The organism is Variovorax sp. VaC1, assembly GCF_043658315.1.
Classification (GTDB): domain Bacteria; phylum Pseudomonadota; class Gammaproteobacteria; order Burkholderiales; family Burkholderiaceae_C; genus Variovorax.
This window is the reverse complement of record NZ_JBIGLT010000005.1, coordinates 387,014-403,180: the sequence shown is the minus strand read 5'-3', so window position 1 is coordinate 403,180 and position 16,167 is coordinate 387,014. Positions and strand designations below refer to the sequence as shown.

The 16,167-nt window shown below is 67.2% G+C and carries 17 protein-coding genes and 1 riboswitch; of the genes, 14 read left to right on the top strand and 3 right to left on the bottom strand.

Going from position 1 to position 16,167, the window contains the following annotated elements; translation table 11 throughout:
* The first annotated feature begins 94 nt into the window (after nt 1-94).
* The 6 genes from ACGLHS_RS21880 to ACGLHS_RS21855 all read left to right on the top strand — a co-directional run bounded on the left by ACGLHS_RS21880 (nt 95) and on the right by ACGLHS_RS21855 (nt 5,616).
* Nucleotides 95-538, top strand: a complete 444-nt coding sequence (locus ACGLHS_RS21880) for a ribonuclease P protein component (RefSeq protein WP_394483541.1) — start codon at nt 95-97, stop codon at nt 536-538.
* On the top strand, nt 535-822 hold the full coding sequence (gene yidD / locus ACGLHS_RS21875; protein WP_056574909.1) for a membrane protein insertion efficiency factor YidD: 288 nt from the start codon (nt 535-537) through the stop codon (nt 820-822). Before ACGLHS_RS21880 ends, yidD begins: the two co-directional genes overlap by 4 nt.
* Entirely contained in the window at nt 819-2,513 is a 1,695-nt protein-coding gene (gene yidC / locus ACGLHS_RS21870) for a membrane protein insertase YidC (protein ID WP_093242288.1), read from the top strand. The genes yidD and yidC overlap by 4 nt, the downstream gene beginning before the upstream one ends.
* Before the next feature lie 72 nt (nt 2,514-2,585).
* Complete coding sequence (mnmE, locus tag ACGLHS_RS21865; protein WP_093242291.1) at nt 2,586-3,992, top strand: tRNA uridine-5-carboxymethylaminomethyl(34) synthesis GTPase MnmE; 1,407 nt, start codon at nt 2,586-2,588, stop codon at nt 3,990-3,992.
* 99 nt (nt 3,993-4,091) lie between these two features.
* Complete coding sequence (locus ACGLHS_RS21860) at nt 4,092-4,553, top strand: Crp/Fnr family transcriptional regulator (protein ID WP_093242293.1); 462 nt, start codon at nt 4,092-4,094, stop codon at nt 4,551-4,553.
* A gap of 112 nt (nt 4,554-4,665) precedes the next feature.
* Nucleotides 4,666-5,616, top strand: a complete 951-nt coding sequence (locus ACGLHS_RS21855) for a zinc ribbon domain-containing protein (RefSeq protein ID WP_394483161.1) — start codon at nt 4,666-4,668, stop codon at nt 5,614-5,616.
* 133 nt (nt 5,617-5,749) lie between these two features.
* On the opposite strand, the gene ACGLHS_RS21850 is transcribed toward ACGLHS_RS21855, so the two are convergent.
* Entirely contained in the window at nt 5,750-7,735 is a 1,986-nt protein-coding gene (locus ACGLHS_RS21850) for a monovalent cation:proton antiporter family protein (RefSeq protein ID WP_093242297.1), read from the bottom strand.
* A 143-nt stretch (nt 7,736-7,878) separates the two neighbouring features.
* Here ACGLHS_RS21850 and ACGLHS_RS21845 point away from each other — a divergent pair, with 143 nt between their 5' ends.
* The 4 genes from ACGLHS_RS21845 to ACGLHS_RS21830 are packed head-to-tail and all read left to right on the top strand — an operon-like array spanning nt 7,879 to nt 10,903.
* Nucleotides 7,879-8,880, top strand: coding sequence for an SIS domain-containing protein (locus ACGLHS_RS21845; protein ID WP_394483159.1), 1,002 nt, complete (start codon nt 7,879-7,881; stop codon nt 8,878-8,880).
* The gene (locus ACGLHS_RS21840) at nt 8,880-9,428 is read left to right on the top strand and encodes a KdsC family phosphatase (RefSeq protein ID WP_394483157.1); all 549 of its coding nucleotides are present in this window, start codon (nt 8,880-8,882) and stop codon (nt 9,426-9,428) included. Before ACGLHS_RS21845 ends, ACGLHS_RS21840 begins: the two co-directional genes overlap by 1 nt.
* The gene (gene lptC / locus ACGLHS_RS21835; protein ID WP_176801157.1) at nt 9,425-10,087 is read left to right on the top strand and encodes an LPS export ABC transporter periplasmic protein LptC; all 663 of its coding nucleotides are present in this window, start codon (nt 9,425-9,427) and stop codon (nt 10,085-10,087) included. The genes ACGLHS_RS21840 and lptC overlap by 4 nt, the downstream gene beginning before the upstream one ends.
* 30 nt (nt 10,088-10,117) lie before the next feature.
* Entirely contained in the window at nt 10,118-10,903 is a 786-nt protein-coding gene (locus ACGLHS_RS21830) for an SDR family oxidoreductase (protein WP_394483154.1), read from the top strand.
* A 100-nt stretch (nt 10,904-11,003) separates the two neighbouring features.
* Here the strand turns inward: ACGLHS_RS21830 and ACGLHS_RS21825 are convergent, their stop codons facing one another.
* Complete coding sequence (locus ACGLHS_RS21825) at nt 11,004-11,549, bottom strand: RNA recognition motif domain-containing protein (protein ID WP_394483152.1); 546 nt, start codon at nt 11,547-11,549, stop codon at nt 11,004-11,006.
* Nucleotides 11,550-11,809: 260 nt separating this feature from the next.
* Nucleotides 11,810-11,973, top strand: a riboswitch (yybP-ykoY riboswitch).
* 33 nt (nt 11,974-12,006) lie between these two features.
* Here ACGLHS_RS21825 and ACGLHS_RS21820 point away from each other — a divergent pair.
* From ACGLHS_RS21820 to ACGLHS_RS21805, 4 genes are all read left to right on the top strand, one after another.
* Nucleotides 12,007-12,570: a TMEM165/GDT1 family protein gene (locus ACGLHS_RS21820; RefSeq protein WP_394483150.1), complete on the top strand. Its 564-nt coding sequence runs from the start codon at nt 12,007-12,009 to the stop codon at nt 12,568-12,570.
* Nucleotides 12,571-12,703: 133 nt separating this feature from the next.
* Nucleotides 12,704-13,945, top strand: a complete 1,242-nt coding sequence (locus tag ACGLHS_RS21815) for a homoserine O-acetyltransferase (protein ID WP_394483148.1) — start codon at nt 12,704-12,706, stop codon at nt 13,943-13,945.
* The gene (gene metW, locus ACGLHS_RS21810) at nt 13,942-14,529 is read left to right on the top strand and encodes a methionine biosynthesis protein MetW (protein ID WP_394483146.1); all 588 of its coding nucleotides are present in this window, start codon (nt 13,942-13,944) and stop codon (nt 14,527-14,529) included. Before ACGLHS_RS21815 ends, metW begins: the two co-directional genes overlap by 4 nt.
* Nucleotides 14,530-14,548: 19 nt before the next feature.
* Nucleotides 14,549-15,136, top strand: a complete 588-nt coding sequence (locus ACGLHS_RS21805) for an IMPACT family protein (RefSeq protein WP_394483144.1) — start codon at nt 14,549-14,551, stop codon at nt 15,134-15,136.
* Here the strand turns inward: ACGLHS_RS21805 and ACGLHS_RS21800 are convergent.
* On the bottom strand, nt 15,081-16,040 hold the full coding sequence (locus ACGLHS_RS21800; protein WP_394483142.1) for an ion transporter: 960 nt from the start codon (nt 16,038-16,040) through the stop codon (nt 15,081-15,083). The genes ACGLHS_RS21805 and ACGLHS_RS21800 overlap by 56 nt on opposite strands.
* Between the last annotated feature and the right edge of the window lie 127 nt (nt 16,041-16,167).

The following is a 16,167-nucleotide window of genomic DNA, read 5'->3' as shown; positions in this document are numbered from 1 at the left end:
GGCAGCCCACCTGCCGTTGCCAGCAGCCGACACGCCAGCGCAGGCTCCCGCAGCCAACGCGTCCGGCGTGCCCGGCGTGCCCGGCCCGGCTTCCATGCAGCGGCTCAAGACCCGCGCGCAATTCCAGGCCGTCCTCGCAGGTGCCACCGTGGCGCGCACTGCTCATTTCGCATTGCACCGCTGTGCGCTCGATCTCGCATCGAGCGCACAGCCGTTGTTCGCGTCCGACGATGTCTGGCTGGGCGCCATGGTGCCCAAGCGCTGGGCGCGTCGCGCGGTCACGCGCAACGCCATCAAGCGCCAGATCTATACCGTGAGCGCCGCGCCCGATGTCGGCCTGCCTCGTGCCGCGCACGTGGTGCGGCTGCGCGCGGGCTTTGATCGCAAGGAATTCGTGAGCGCCTCCTCGGACAAGCTCAAGGCCGCCGTTCGCGCCGAACTCCAGCAGTTGCTGGCGCGGGCCGCCCGGCCGGCGCCCCCGCCGCGCGAGCGTTCCGAGCGCCCTCCTTCCGCGCCTTCTTCTTCCTCCTCCTCATGAAACGCCTGCTGATCGGCCTCGTGAAGGGCTACCGTCTGCTGCTGAGCCCCTGGCTCGGCCAGTCGTGCCGCTTCACGCCGACCTGCTCCGTGTATTCGATCGAGGCGCTCGAGGTGCATGGCGCGCTCAAGGGCAGCTACCTCACTCTGCACCGCATCGCGCGCTGCCAGCCCTGGTGCCAGGGCGGCCACGATCCGGTTCCACCGAAATCTCAGCGTCGCACTGACAAGTCAGGATCGCTGTTTTCGTCTCTTCTCTCCTCCGACAAGAAGTCTTCGTCATGAACGATATCCGCCGCACGATCCTGTGGGTGATTTTTGGGTTCTCGCTGGTGCTGCTGTGGGACCAATGGCAGGTCTTCAACGGCAACAAGCCGACCTTCCTGCCGTCGAGCAAGCCTGCCGCGGTGGCCGCCGCCCCGGGCAGCACGCCCGCCGCCAACAACGGCGTGCCGACCGCCTCCGGAGCCGCCGGCGGCAACGCCGGTGCCGTGCCCACGCAAGCCGCTGCGGCCGCTCCCCGCGAGCAGGTCACCGTGACCACCGACCTGTTCAAGGCCACGATCGACAGCGAAGGCGCCACGGTCAACCACCTGGAGCTGCAGAAGTACGACGAAGCCGACCGCACCAAGCGTGTCGTGCTGTTCGAGAACGGTTCGGCGGCCACGCGCTATGTGGCGCAGACCGGCCTCCTGAACCAGGTCGACACCGGTGAGCGTTTCCCCAACCACCTGACGCCGATGACGCCGAAGGCCGGTCCGCGCGAGATGGCCGACGGCCAGAACACGCTGGAAGTGAGCTTCGAGAGCGCACCCGTCGGCGGCCTGAAGTACATCAAGACCTACGTGTTCCACCGCGGCGACTACGTCATCGGCGTGCGCCACGAAGTGATCAACGTGAGCGACCAGCCGCGCGACGCGCAGTTGTACCTGCAGCTGCTGCGTCACGGCACCGTGGCTGCCGGCACCATGTTCGGCACCAACACCTTCACCGGCCCGGCCGCGTACACCAACGAGAAGAAGTTCCACAAGCTCGACTTCAAGGACATCGCCAAGGGCAAGATCGAACCGCCGCCGCCGGCCAACGACGGCTGGATCGCGATGGTGCAGCATTACTTTGCGTCGGCCTGGCTGCTCAAGGGCGACCCGGCCAGCGAACAACTGCGCCGCGAGTTCCGCGTGAAGGACCTGGGCGACAACCTCTTCACCGTGGCCATGGTGGCCACGCTGCCGAAGATCGCCCCGGGCGCCACGCAAGTCGTGAACAGCGCGCTGTTCGCCGGTCCTGAAGAAGAAAAGAAGCTCGAAGCCATCGCCCCGGGCCTGGACCTGGTGAAGGACTACGGCATCTTCGCGATCATCTCCAAGCCGCTGTACTGGCTGCTGACCCAGCTGCACGGCATCCTGGGCAACTGGGGCTGGTCGATCGTGGCGCTGGTGGTGCTGCTGAAGGCGGCCTTCTACTGGCTCAACGCCAAGGCCTACGCCAGCATGGCCAAGATGAAGGCCATCAACCCCAAGATCATGGAAATGCGCGAGCGGCTGAAGGACAAGCCGCAAGAAATGCAGCAGGAGATGATGCGGATCTACAAGACCGAGAAGGTCAATCCGATGGGCGGCTGCTTCCCGATCGTGATCCAGATCCCGGTGTTCATCGCGCTCTACTGGGTGCTGCTGTCGTCGGTCGAAATGCGCCATGCGCCTTGGATTCTGTGGATCACCGACCTGTCGGCACCGGACCCCTGGTACATCCTGCCGATCGTCATGACGGCCACTTCGCTGTTCCAGACCTGGCTCAACCCGACGCCACCCGATCCGATGCAGGCCAAGCTGATGTGGATCATGCCGCTCGCGTTCAGCGTGATGTTCATCTTCTTCCCGGCCGGCCTGGTGCTGTACTGGATCACGAACAACGTGCTGTCGATCGCGCAGCAGTGGTTCATCAACAAGCGGCTGGGCGTGCTGGGCACCAAGTAGTCGCCGCACACCCCTCCAGCCATCCGACAAAGGGCCGCGTAAGCGGCCCTTTTTGCTGAAAGAATCCGCACCATGCTCGCCCGCACCACCGATCCCATCGTCGCCATCGCCACTGCCTCGGGGCGCGGGGCGGTCGGCATCGTTCGCGTGTCGGGCGCGCGGCTGGCACCGTTGATCGACGCCCTCTGCGGCCGCGCGCTCAAGCCGCGCGAGGCCACGTACCTGCCCTTTCGGGGCGCGGACGGCGAGCCGGTCGACCACGGCCTGGCGATCCACTTTCCGGCGCCTCATTCCTTCACCGGCGAAGACGTGCTCGAACTGCAGGCCCATGGCGGCACGGTCGTCTTGCAACTGCTGCTGTCACGCTGCCTCGAAGCGGCCGCCGAACCCGATGCGATCACGGGCCGGCCGCGCCTGCCCGGCCTGCGCGTGGCGGAGCCGGGCGAGTTCAGCCAGCGCGCTTTTCTCAACGGCAAGATCGACCTGGCCCAGGCCGAGGCGATCGCCGACCTGATCGATGCCAGCACCGAAGCCGCGGCGCGCAGTGCCGGGCGCTCGCTGTCGGGCGCGTTCTCGCGCGAGATTCACACGCTGCGTGATGCACTGATCCACCTGCGCATGCTGGTTGAGGCCACGCTCGACTTTCCCGAAGAAGAGATCGATTTTCTGCAGAAGGCCGATGCGGCCGGGCAATTGGTGAAGCTGCAATCGCAGCTGGCAGCCGTGCAGCTGCGTGCGCGCCAGGGGGCGCTGCTGCGCGAAGGCATCAAGGTCGTGATCGCGGGGCAGCCCAATGCGGGCAAGAGTTCGCTGCTCAATGCGCTGGCCGGCGCCGAACTGGCCATCGTGAGCGCGGTGGCTGGCACGACGCGCGATGTGGTCTCGCAGACCATCCAGATCCACGGCGTGCCGCTGCATGTGGCCGACACTGCCGGCCTGCGCGAAAGCAGCGACGAGGTCGAGCAGATCGGCGTGGCGCGCGCCTGGGGCCAGATCGAGAGCGCCGATGCCGTGCTGTTCCTGCACGACCTGACGCGGGCCGACCTGCCCGACTACGCCGCAGCCGACGCCGAGATCCTTCGCGGCTTGCGCCAGAAGCTGCCGGCGAGCGTGCCCGTGCTCGATGTGTGGAACAAGCAGGACGCGGCGCCTTCAGCCCAACCGGCGCAGGGCATCGCGTTGTCGGCCAAGACCGGCCTCGGCATCGAGGCACTGCGCGATCAGTTGCTCCGCATGGCCGGCTGGCAGGCCGTGCCCGAGGGCGTTTACCTTGCACGGGCGCGCCACGTGCAGGCGCTGGGGCGGGTCGAAACGCACCTCGCACTGGCCGCGGGCCACCTGGCGGCGCAGGCCCAACTGCTCGACCTGCTGGCCGAAGAGCTGCGCCTTGCGCAGAACGCCCTCAACGAGATCACGGGCGAGTTCGGTGCGGACGATCTGCTGGGCGTGATCTTTTCGCGCTTCTGTATCGGGAAATAGCGACACTTGACGACAGACGGCCGGCAAAAACGTAAACAGTTGTAGCCGAATCTCACGGCCATCGCGGATACTTCGGCACAGATGCGGGGTTGAGAAAACATGTCCATCCAGAACCTGAGCCGCGCCATCGCGGAGAACACGAGCCTCGACGCTTTCGCGTTGACGTTCAACGTCCAGCAATGGGAGACCCTCGCGGGCTACCTGCAACCCATCGAGACGAGCGTCGGCGACGTGCTGATCGAACAGGGTACGCCGGACCGCTCGGTGTTCTTCATCGAGAGCGGCGCCATCAGCGTGCACCGCGTCAGCAGCAAGGAGCAGATGCGCCTTGCCGTGCTCACGCCGGGCTCGGTGGTCGGCGAAGGCTCGTTCTTCTCGCGACAGCCGCACTCGGCCAACGTGGTGGTGACCGGCGCGGGCCGTGTGTGGCGGCTCAACGCGATCCGGTTTGCGGAAATGTCGAACCGGCAGCCCAACATGGCGCTGGAAATCGCGATGGCGCTGGGCGCCGTGATCGCCAAGCGCATGGGGCATCGCTCCAAGCGCGTCGCCGTGACCTGAGGCCTCGCGGCACATCGCCAGCAGACCCACCCGCGATGCAGGCCGCACCCGCCCGCAGCGGCAGCCGTCGCTGGTTTCGTTTTGGATTCCGAGAGTAGTCAGTAAGTAAGCCATGGCCTTGATCTGTCCGGTCTGCAGCACGGAAAACCGTGACGGCGCGAATTTCTGCAGAAGCTGCGGCGACCCGCTGGTCGCCACGACCGACCGGATGCCACCGGCACCCAGCCCCGATCGCGAATGGGCCACCACCGCGCCGGCCCAGTTGCGTGCCCCGACCATTCCCGCGCCGCTGTTCGATCCTGGCGAACCCGCGCCTTCGCGCTCTTTCTTCGGCAAGGCGCCTTCGGTGCCGCCGGAAGACGAGCGAACCATCATTGCCGCGCCTGGCGAATCGTCGCGTGCACCCTCGCCGTCTTCTGCTGGTTCGTCGTCGATGTCGGAAGCAGCCCGAGCCGAGCGGGCGGAAAGAAAGAAGACCCGGGTCAAGGTCCGGCGGACGGTTCCGGTCGAGCGGCCGCCACGCAAGCGCGTGATCCTGCTGTGGCTGGGCCTGCTGGTGGTGGCGCTGGTGATGATCGTCGCGGGCTGGTATGGCTATGGGACGCGCAAGGCGCCGGTGGCGGCCGAAGAGACGGCGCCTGTTTCGGAGCCGGCCGCCGCCGTTGTCGCAACGCCGCCGGTCGAAGCGCCGCCAGCGCCCGCCGCCGCCGAACCGCCCGTGCAGCCGCAGGTGACAACGCCCGAAGCTGAAGCGCCACCGGCACCTGTGGTGGCACCTCCTCCCAAGCCCGCCGTCAAGCCGCGCAAGCAGGCGACGGCAGCGTCGTCGCCGCCGAGCGCTCCGGAGCCTTCCGCACCGGCCGTTGCGGCAACTCCGCCGCCGGCACCCGCGCCTGCGGCCGAACCGATGGCCATGTGCGGCGACCGCAACTTCATCGCCAGGGCGCAGTGCATGGCTGCTCAGTGCCTGAAGCCCGAATACAAGGCGCACGCGCAATGCGAAGCGGTGCGCCGTCAGCAGCGCATCGAAGAAGAAAAGCGCAATCCCACGTTGATCAACTGATTTGCCGCTGGCTGCGCGCACTTCGTGTCGCGCATGCTTTCCGTGTTGCTGGGGTGGTCGCCGGAGTCAGGCAGATCCGGCGCCATGACTTCCGTGAAATGGAGCAGACGACCACCCCGTCAGGCTCAGGCGATCAGCCTTTCTGCAGCCGCTCTATAGCGATCGACAGCGCGGCGGGCTTGCCCGACAGCACCAGCGTGTCGCCGTCCGACAGCACCGTGTCGCCGGCCGGCGTGCGGGCCTGGCCATCGTGGCGACGCAGGCTGGCCACGCGCACATTCAGTGTCGGCAACGCGATCTGCTCAAGGCTCTGGCCGATCGCGCGTGCACCCGGTGTGAGGGTGAAGCTGTTGAGCCGCTCGTGGTCGATCTCGTCGGCCTTGTCGTCGTCGGCGCCATGGAAGTAGCCGCGCAGCAGGTTGTAGCGGGCATCGCGCTGGTCTTGCACGACGCGGATCACGCGGCGCATCGGCACGCCGACCAGCGCCAGCGCATGGCTTGCAAGCATCAGCGAACCTTCGATGGCCTCGGGCACCACCTCGGTGGCGCCGGCGGCCTGCAGTTTTTCAAGGTCGTGGTCGTCCTGCGTGCGCACGATCACCGGCACGTGCGGCGCATGGGCGCGGGTGTTGGCCAGCACCTTCATCGCGCCCGGCACGTCGAGATAGGTGACGACCACCGCGCTGGCACGGGCCAAGCCGGCCGCCATCAGGGCCTGCAGCCGGGCCGCATCGCCGAACACCACCGAGTCGCCGGCAGCGGCGGCCTGGCGCACGCGATCGGGGTCGAGGTCGAGCGCCATGTAGGGAATGCCTTCGCGCTCGAGGATGCGCGCCAGGTTCTGGCCGCAGCGCCCGTAGCCGCAGATGATCACGTGCTGCGCGGTGTTGATGGTCTTGCGCGCGATGGTGGTCATCTGCAGCGATTGCTGCAGCCAGTCGCTGGCCACCAGCTTTCGCACGATGGCGTTGCTGTACATGATGATGAAAGGCGTGGCCAGCATCGACAGCACCATCGAGGCCAGCACCGGGTTGGCCAGCCAGGGCGGCAGCAGGCTGCGCTCTTGCGCCAGCGTCAACAGCACGAAGCCGAATTCGCCCGCCTGCGCCAGGTAAAGGCCGGTGCGCAGCGACACCCCCGAGGTGGCGCCCAGCACGCGCGCCAGCACCGTCACCAGCGCCAGCTTGAACAGCAGCGGCACCGCCAGCAGCACGCCCACCAGCAGCCAGCGCTCCACCACGATGTGCCAGTCGAGCGACATGCCGACCGTGATGAAGAACAGCCCCAGCAGCACGTCGTGGAAGGGGCGGATGTCGGTCTCGACCTGGTGCTTGTATTCGGTCTCCGACACCAGCATGCCCGCGATGAAGGCGCCCAGCGCCAGGCTCAGGCCGGCCAGTTCGGTCAGCCACGCGAGCCCCAGCGTGATCAGCAGCACGTTCAGGATGAAGAGTTCTTCGCTGCGCCGCCGGGCCACGAGCGTGAGCCACCAGCGCATGATGCGCGGGCCGCCATAGAGCAGCACGCCGATCAGGAAGGTCGCCTTCAGCAGCGCCAGGCCGAGCGCCTTGGCCAGCGCCTCGGGCGGCGCGCCGAGCGCGGGGATCAGCACCAGCAACGGCACCACTGCCAGATCCTGGAACAGCAGCACGCCCATCACGCGCTTGCCGTGCTCGCTTTCGAGTTCGAGCCGCTCGGCCATCAGCTTGACCACGATGGCGGTGCTGCTCATGGTGAGCGCGCCCGACAGCGCCAGCGTCGTCTGCCAGCCCAGGCGCCAGGAGGGCGGCAGCTGCGTGGAGATGAGCAGCGCGCCGATCGTGGCGAAGGCCATCGTCAGCAGCACCTGCAGCAGGCCGAGCCCGAACACGTGCTTGCGCATGGCGCGCAGCTTGGGCAGGCTGAATTCGAGCCCGATCACGAACATCAGGAACACCACGCCGAACTCGCCCAGGTGGCGGATGCCTTCGGAGTTCTGCGCCAATGCAAACGCATGCGGCCCGATCAGCACGCCGGCCGACAGGTAGCCCAGCATCGGCGGCAGCTTCAGCGACCGGCAGACCACCACGCCGATCACCGCGGCCAGCAAATACAACAGCGTGAGATCGAACGAAGACATAGGCGCCGATGCTAGAGCAAGACCCGTGCGCACGCGTTCGGGAAGGCACCGGGTACCCAGGGCGCGGGCGACCGTCTCCGGGGGGAGCCAGGGGCACAAAGTGCCGGGCGTGGGGACAGGCCCGTGGCCCGTAAAATCCGGCGATGAGCTCCCGCCCCGCCCCGGCCCTTGTGGTCGACCCCGAAGCCATCCTCGCTCGGGCACGCGTCACCTTCGACATCGAAGCCGAAGCCGTCCTCGGTCTGAAGACCCGGGTTGGCCCGAGTTTTGTGGAGGCCGTGCGCAAGATCCTCGACGTTCGCGGCCGCGTGGTCGTGATGGGCATGGGCAAGAGCGGCCACGTCGGCCGCAAGATCGCCGCCACCCTCGCCTCCACCGGCACGCCCGCGATGTTCGTGCACCCGGCCGAGGCCAGCCACGGCGACCTCGGCATGATCAAGTCGGTCGACCTGGTGCTCGCGATTTCCAACAGCGGCGAGGTCGACGAGCTCACCGTTATCCTGCCGGTGGTCAAGCGCCAGAGCGTGCCCCTGATCGCCATGACCGGCCGCGCCGATTCCACCCTCGCGCGCCACGCCGACATCGTGATCGACGCCGGCGTTGCCAAGGAAGCCTGCCCCCTCAACCTCGCCCCCACCGCAAGCACCACCGCCCAGATGGCGATGGGCGATGCGCTGGCGGTGGCGCTGCTCGACGCGCGCGGCTTCGGCTCGGAAGATTTCGCGCGCTCGCACCCGGGCGGCGCGCTCGGGCGCAAGCTCCTCACCCATGTCAGCGACGTGATGCGCTCGGGCGACGAAGTGCCGCGCGTGCCGCCGTCCGCCACCATCAGCGAGCTGATGCGGGCCATGAGCATCAAGGGCTTCGGCGCCGCCGCGGTGGTCGAGCCCGATGGCCGCGCTTCGGGCATCTTCACCGACGGCGACCTGCGCCGCCTGATCGAAGCGGGCGCCGACCTGCGCACGCCCAAGGCGGCCGACGTGATGCACCGCGACCCGCGCACCATCCGCGTCGACGCGCTGGCGGTGGAAGCCGCCGAACTGATGGAGCAATGCGGCATCACCCGCCTGTTCGTGATCGACGGCGCGGGCGTGATCGTCGGCGCGATCAACACCAACGACCTGATGCGCGCGAAGGTCATCTGATGCCTCTCGAGTTCCAGGCCGAGACCTTGCTCGCCGCGCAGGACGTGCGCATCGTTTTCTTCGACATCGACGGCGTCCTGACCGACGGCGGCGTGTACTTCACCGAGCATGGCGAGACGCTCAAGCGCTTCAGCATCCTCGACGGCTACGGCCTGAAGCTGCTGCGCAAGGCCGGCATCACACCGGCCGTGATCACGGGCCGCGACTCCAAGCCGCTGCGCGTGCGGCTCGAAGCCTTGGGCATCGAGCACGTGCGCTACGGCACCGAAGACAAGCTGCCCGCCGCCCAGGCCATGCTCGACCAGTTGGGCTTCGGCTGGGCGCAGGCTGCCGCCATCGGCGACGACTGGCCCGACCTGCCGGTGCTGACACGCGTCGGCTTTGCCGCGGCGCCCGCCAATGCGCATGCCGAGGTGCGGGGCATCGCGCGCTACGTCACCCAGGCACGCGGCGGCGAAGGCGCGGCGCGCGAATTCTGCGATCTGCTTCTGACAGCCTGCGGCCAGTACCGGTCGCTGCTCGACGCGGCCATGGGCCCGAACCGATGACCGACATCAAACGCGCGTGGAACCTGGTGCGCGACGCGCTCGACCGCGCGACGATCTACCTGCCCATCATCCTGACGGCGGCCGTGGCGCTCGGTACGTACTGGCTGGTGCGCAATGCGCCCAAGCTGCTGGAGCCCGCCGCCAAGGTCGCGCCCACGCACGAGCCCGACTACTTCATGCGCGACTTCGTGATCAAGAACTTCCTGCCCAGCGGCGAGCTGCGCAGCGAACTTCACGGCACCGAAGGCCGGCACTACCCGGACACCGACACCCTCGAAGTGGACATGGTGCGCATGCGCTCCGTGTCGCCCGAAGGGCTGGTCACCCGCTCGACGGCCAACCGCGGGCTGTCGAATTCCGACGGCAGCGAGATCCAGCTGTTCGGCAACGCCATCGTCATTCGCGACCCGGCCGTGGGGCCCAACGGCAAGCCGATGCCGCGCCTTGAATTCCGTGGCGAGTTCCTGCACACCTTCCTGGACACCGAGCGTGTCACGTCCAACAAGCCGGTCACCCTCATTCGCGGGGCCGACCAGTTCACGGGCGACACGCTCGACTACGACAACCTGAGCGGCGTGGCCAACCTGAATGGCCGGGTGCGCGGCCTGCTGATGCCCTCGCCGGCGATGCTTGCGCCGCCACCGGCCAAGAAGCGCTGAAAAAAAGAAGAACCCGGAAGCCACTCACGCATGACCACGCCTTCTCCGCTTGTTTTCATCACCGGCGCATCGAGCGGCATCGGCCAGGCCCTGGCCGCGAGCTTCAGCGACGCGGGCTATCGCCTGGCGCTGGTCGCGCGGCGCACGGGGGAGATCGAATCGTGGGCCAAGGCTCGCCAATTGAGTGCCGATCGCTACCAGGTCTATAGCGCGGACGTGGCGCAGACAGACAGCATCGTGGCCGCCGGCGCCGCCTGCATCGCGCAGCAGGGGCTGCCCGACGTGGTGATCGCCAATGCCGGCATCAGCGTCGGCATCGACACCGCGCAGCGTGAAGACCTCGACGTGCTGGCGCAGACCTTTGCCACCAACAACGTCGGGCTGGCCGCTACCTTCCATCCGTTCGTGGAGGCCATGAGGAAGCGTGGCAGCGGCCGGCTGGTCGGCATCGCCAGCGTGGCCGCCATTCGCGGGCTGCCGGGGCACGGCGCGTATTGCGCCAGCAAGGCCGGCGTGGTCGCGTACTGCGAGAGCCTGCGCGGCGAACTGCACAACAGCGGCGTCAAGGTGGTCACGCTCTGCCCGGGCTATATCGACACGCCGCTGACGCAGGGCAACCGCTATGGAATGCCCTTCCTGATGAAGGCCGAGGACTTCGCCGCGCAGGCGCTGCGCGCCATCGAGGCCGGCACGAGCTACCGCGTGATCCCGTGGCAGATGGGCGTGGTCGCCAAGATCATGCGCATGCTGCCCAATGCCGTGCTCGACCGGGCGGTGCAGGGCCGCGCGCGCAAGAAGCGCAGCGGGGAAGCCTGAACAAGCTGAAGAAGAAAAGGCGCAAAGGCGCCACACGTGCAGACCCATTGAAAAAGGCTCCCGAGGGAGCCTTTTGTCTTCGTGCGTTGAAGCGCGTGGATCAGTAGCCGCTGTTGCCGCCACCGCCGTAGCCACCGCCACCACCGCTGCGACCACCACCGCCGCCGCCACGGGGGCCAGCGCCGTAGGGGCTGCGGAAACCGCCATCGCCACCACCGCCCCCGCCACCACTGCGGCCACCGCCGCCGTAGCCGCCACCGCCGGAGCGACCACCGCCGCCGCTGCGATCGCCGCCACCACCGTAGCCGCCACCACCACCGCCGCCGTAGCCACCGCCACCATAACCACCGCCGCCACCACCACCGTAGCCGCCGCCACCGCTGCGCGGGGGACGTGCTTCCATGGGACGTGCTTCATTGACGACGACGCTGCGGCCGCCCAGAGGCTGACCGTTCATGCCGGTGATGGCTGCCTGCGCTTCCGCGTCACTGCCCATCTCGACGAAGCCGAAGCCCTTCGAGCGGCCGGTGTCGCGCTCCATCATGACCTTGGCGCTGGTCACTGCGCCGAACTGGCCGAAGGCCTGCTCGAGATCACCGTCGCGCACCGAGTAAGGCAGGTTGCCGACGTACAGTTTGTTGCCCATCAAGGGACTCCTATAAACACATCAAGAAAAGCGATGGAGTCCCGAAAGCATCACTCAAACGAGAGCCGTCGAGTCGCGCGAAACTGACCGATCACCGAACTGCCTCCCCACCAAAATGAAGAGGGAGGCTCGTGCATTATGGGTGAAATATCCGAAAAGCAAGCAGAAAATTGCTTCTTGCGGTAGCACTTGTCAAAACTTTAAAAGCTAGCGCACGCTTACGGAATCGGGAAGAGGTCCTTGGCGTTACAGGTAGAATCCGCCCCGTCATTGGGGAGTAGCCGCCTTCCGATTTGCGAGAAGGGCCCGCGTCAACAGACTTGTCCTGTCCCACACAGGACATGGCGCGTGCAGTGAACACACCTGGCGAGACCTTTGACCGTGCAACTTCGGGAAATATGGCCGAAGGTGTTGCACGGTCAATTGCGTCCTTCGGCCCAAGGAACCCACGTTCATCATGGAAGCTTTTCTCGTTGCAACCGGCGTAGTTGCGCTCGCCGAAATGGGCGACAAGACCCAACTTTTGGCCCTCTTGCTCGCTGCCCGTTTCAGGAAACCCTGGCCGATCGTGCTCGGCATCTTCGTCGCCACCATCGTCAACCACGCCCTTGCAGGTGCCGTGGGCAACTACATCACGCACTGGCTCGGGGCCGAGGCCCTTCGCTGGATCCTGGGCGGCTCGTTCATCGCGATGGCCGCCTGGATGCTGATTCCCGACAAGCTCGACGATGACGACGCCCCCGGCGTCTCGCAATTCGGCGTCTTCGGCACCACGGTCATCGCGTTCTTCCTGGCCGAGATGGGCGACAAGACGCAGATCGCCACCGTCATGCTCGCGGCTCGCTTCACCCAGGACTATTTCTGGGTCGTTGCCGGCACCACGCTGGGCATGATGCTGGCCAATGCACCGGTGGTGTGGCTGGGCGACAAGATCGTGAAGCGCGTGCCCATCAAGCTCGTGCACGGCATCTCCGCCGCGATCTTCCTGGTGCTCGGCATCATCATGATCATCGGCTGGTAGCAGTCGTTATCCGACGGGGCGATATACTGCCCCTTGCGCCGATTTGCTTCAGCTTGCGGGCGCTTTATAAATTCAGCTAAAGACAGGCGCGGCAGACCCGGCTCGTTTTTGGCGAGGCCGGGTTTTTTCATTCATGCCGTCACCTTTGGTCGTCACTTCGCAGTCGATGCAGTTCGCGGGCCCGCTGGCCCTGCGCAGCGGCACGTCGATCAGCGACTACACACTCGCCTACGAGACCTATGGCACGTTGAACGCCGACCGCAGCAATGCGGTGCTGGTGTGCCATGCGCTCAATGCCTCGCACCACGTCGCGGGGGTCTACGAGGGCCAGGCCCGCTCCGAGGGCTGGTGGGACAACATGGTCGGGCCCGGCAAGCCGGTCGACACCGACCGCTTTTTCGTGATCGGCGTCAACAATCTCGGCTCGTGCTTCGGCTCGACCGGCCCGATGCACGTCAACCCGGCCACGGGCAGCATCTACGGCGCCGACTTCCCGGTGGTGACGGTCGAAGACTGGGTCGACGCCCAGGCCGGGCTGCTGGATGCGCTGGGTATCCGCACGCTCGCGGCCGTCATGGGCGGCAGCCTCGGCGGCATGCAGGCGCTGTCATGGACGCTGCAGTACCCCGACCGCGTGCGGCACGCCGTGGTGGTGGCCAGCGCGCCCAACCTCACGGCCGAGAACATCGCCTTCAACGAAGTCGCGCGCCGCGCCATCGTGACCGATCCCGACTTCCACGGCGGCCACTTCTACCAACACGGCGTGATCCCCAAGCGCGGCCTGCGCATCGCCCGCATGATCGGCCACATCACGTACCTCAGCGACGACGTGATGAACGAGAAGTTCGGCCGCATCCTGCGCAGCGCGGTCGAGGGCGAAACGGTCGGCCTCGACTACCGCTACTCCACGCAGGACGTCGAGTTCCAGATCGAAAGCTACCTGCGCTACCAGGGCGACAAGTTCAGCGAGTACTTCGACGCCAACACCTACCTGCTGATCACCCGCGCGCTCGACTACTTCGACCCGGCACGCAGCCACGGTGGCCAGCTCAGCAAGGCACTGGCGCAGGCCACGGCCAAGTTCCTGCTCGTGAGCTTCAAGACCGACTGGCGCTTCTCGCCCGCGCGCAGCCGCGAACTGGTGAAGGCACTGCTCGACAACCGCCGCAACGTGAGCTACGCCGAGATCGATGCGCCGCACGGGCACGATGCCTTTCTGCTCGACGACGTGCGCTACATGGGCGTGGTGCGCTCTTACTTCGAACGCGTGGCGCAGGAAACGAGCGCCGCCGGGCCGCCCCAAGGCGCGGGCCCCCTGAAGGGGGTTGGCGCAGCACACGAAGTGGCAAGCCTGGGGGGGAGTACTACTGCATGAGCGACCTCGACACCCAACGACTGATTGCTGCACTGGTGCCCCAGGGCTCGCGCGTGCTCGACCTCGGCTGCGGCGACGGCGCCCTGCTCGACCTGCTGCAGCGCGAGCGCGGCTGCACCGGCTACGGCGTGGAGATTGCCGACGGCAACGTGCTGCAGTGCATCCGCCGCGGCGTCGACGTGATCCAGCTCAACCTCGATGAAGGCCTCGCGATGTTCGACGACGCTTCGTTCGACGTGGTGCTGCAGATCGACACGCTGCAGCACCTGCGCAATGCCGAGGTGATGCTGCGCGAGACCGCGCGCGTCGGCCGCTTCGGCATCGTCGCCTTTCCCAACTTCGCGCACTGGCCCAACCGCCTGAGCGTGGCGCGCGGCCGCATGCCGGTGACGCGCCGCCTGCCCTACCAGTGGTACGACACGCCCAACATCCGCGTCGGCACCTTCAAGGACTTCGAGATGCTGGCCGGCAAGAACAACCTGCGCGTGCTCGATTCGTTCGGCCTGCAGAACGGGCGCGACGTGCGCTGGCTGCCGAACGCGCGCGCCAGCACGGCCGTCTTCAAGTTCGAGCGAGGCGGCTGAGCCGCGAGCACCGCACCGGATGAGCTTCACGCTGGCGCAGCCGGTTCACAGCGAGCTGGTCATCAAGAAGAGCCGCTTCATCGGCTGCGTGCAACCGGTGAGCGACCGGGCCGCTGCGCTGGCCGTGGTCGCCTCGCTGCGTGCCGAACACCCTGCCGCTGCCCACGTGTGCTGGGCGCTGATGGCCGGTGGCCAGTCGGCAGCCAACGACGACGGCGAGCCCGGCGGCACAGCCGGCCGCCCCATGCTGGAAGTGCTGCGCCATCAGGAGATCGAAGGCTCGCTCGCGACCGTGGTGCGCTACTTCGGCGGTGTGAAGCTCGGTGCGGGCGGCCTCGTGCGGGCCTACACCGATGCCATCGCTCAGGCTCTCCTGGGTGCCACGCTCGTGCCGCTGGTGCGGCAGCGCAGCCTGCGTTGCGCGGTGCCCTATGCGCTCGAAGGTCTGGTGCGGCGCGAGCTTGCAGCAGTGGGTGCGGTGCTCGACGACGTGCGGCACGGCGATGACGTGCACTTCGCCTTCACGCTCCCCGCGCCCGAGGCCGATGCCTTCATCGCCCGCCTCGACGATGCTGCGCAAGGGCGCGTCGTCTGGCCGCAGGCGTGACGCGCTTGGCCGGTACCGCTGGTGCCGCTGGTGCCGGTGCCGGTGCCGGTGCGGGCGTTGTCGCTGCCATGGCGAAGATGCCGCGCGGCGCCACGGCCGCAGGTGCCGCATCGTCGTTCGGTCCGCGCCGCGCCATCTCCGCCGTCACGATGCCGGTGGGCACGGCCAGCACGCCCCAGCCCAGCAGCATCATCACCGAGGCGATCGCGCGGCCCAGGTCGGTCTTGGGCACGAGGTCGCCAAAGCCCACCGTGGCCATCGTCGAGATGGCCCAGTAGATCGCCACCGGAATGCTGGTGAAGCCGTGCGTCGGGCCTTCGACCACGTACATCAGCGTGCCCATCACCAGCACCACCAGCATCACGAAGCCGACGAACACCGTGATCTTCCGGCGGCTCGATGCCACCGCCAGCACCAGCGCGCGGTACTCCACCGAGTAACGCGAAAGCTTGAAGATGCGGAACACGCGCAACAGCCGCAGCACGCGCACGTCGATCAGGTAGGCCAGCTCGGGCGCGAGCGCCACCAGGAAGGTCGGCAGCAGCGCGAGCAGGTCGATCACGCCATAGAAGCTCAGCGCATAGCGCAGCGGCTTGTTCACGCACGACAGCCGCGCGATGTATTCGAGCGTGAAGAGAATGGTGAACACCCATTCGAGCGCATTGAACACAGGGCGCCACTGCTCGCGGATCGACTGCACGCTGTCCAGGATCACCACCAGCACGCTGGCCACGATCACCGCGATCAGCGCCAGGTCGAACAGCAGCCCGGCCCGCGTGTCGGCCTCGAAGATCACCGTGAACAGCGTGCGCCGCCATCCGCTGGCGGGCTTGTCGAAACGGGCGTCGGTGGTGGACGAGATGGCGCGTGCGGCGAGAGCGGAGTCGGTGTTCGGGCTTGTCATCTTCCAGGGCCTGGGTGGCATGAGCGGCCATTGTCATGCGCGGGAGCGACTTATTCGGTTACGCTTATTGCGCAATGAAGTGCCGCAGGCCATGAGTGCGTTCTTACGATAGTCCCTTTCTTGAGGA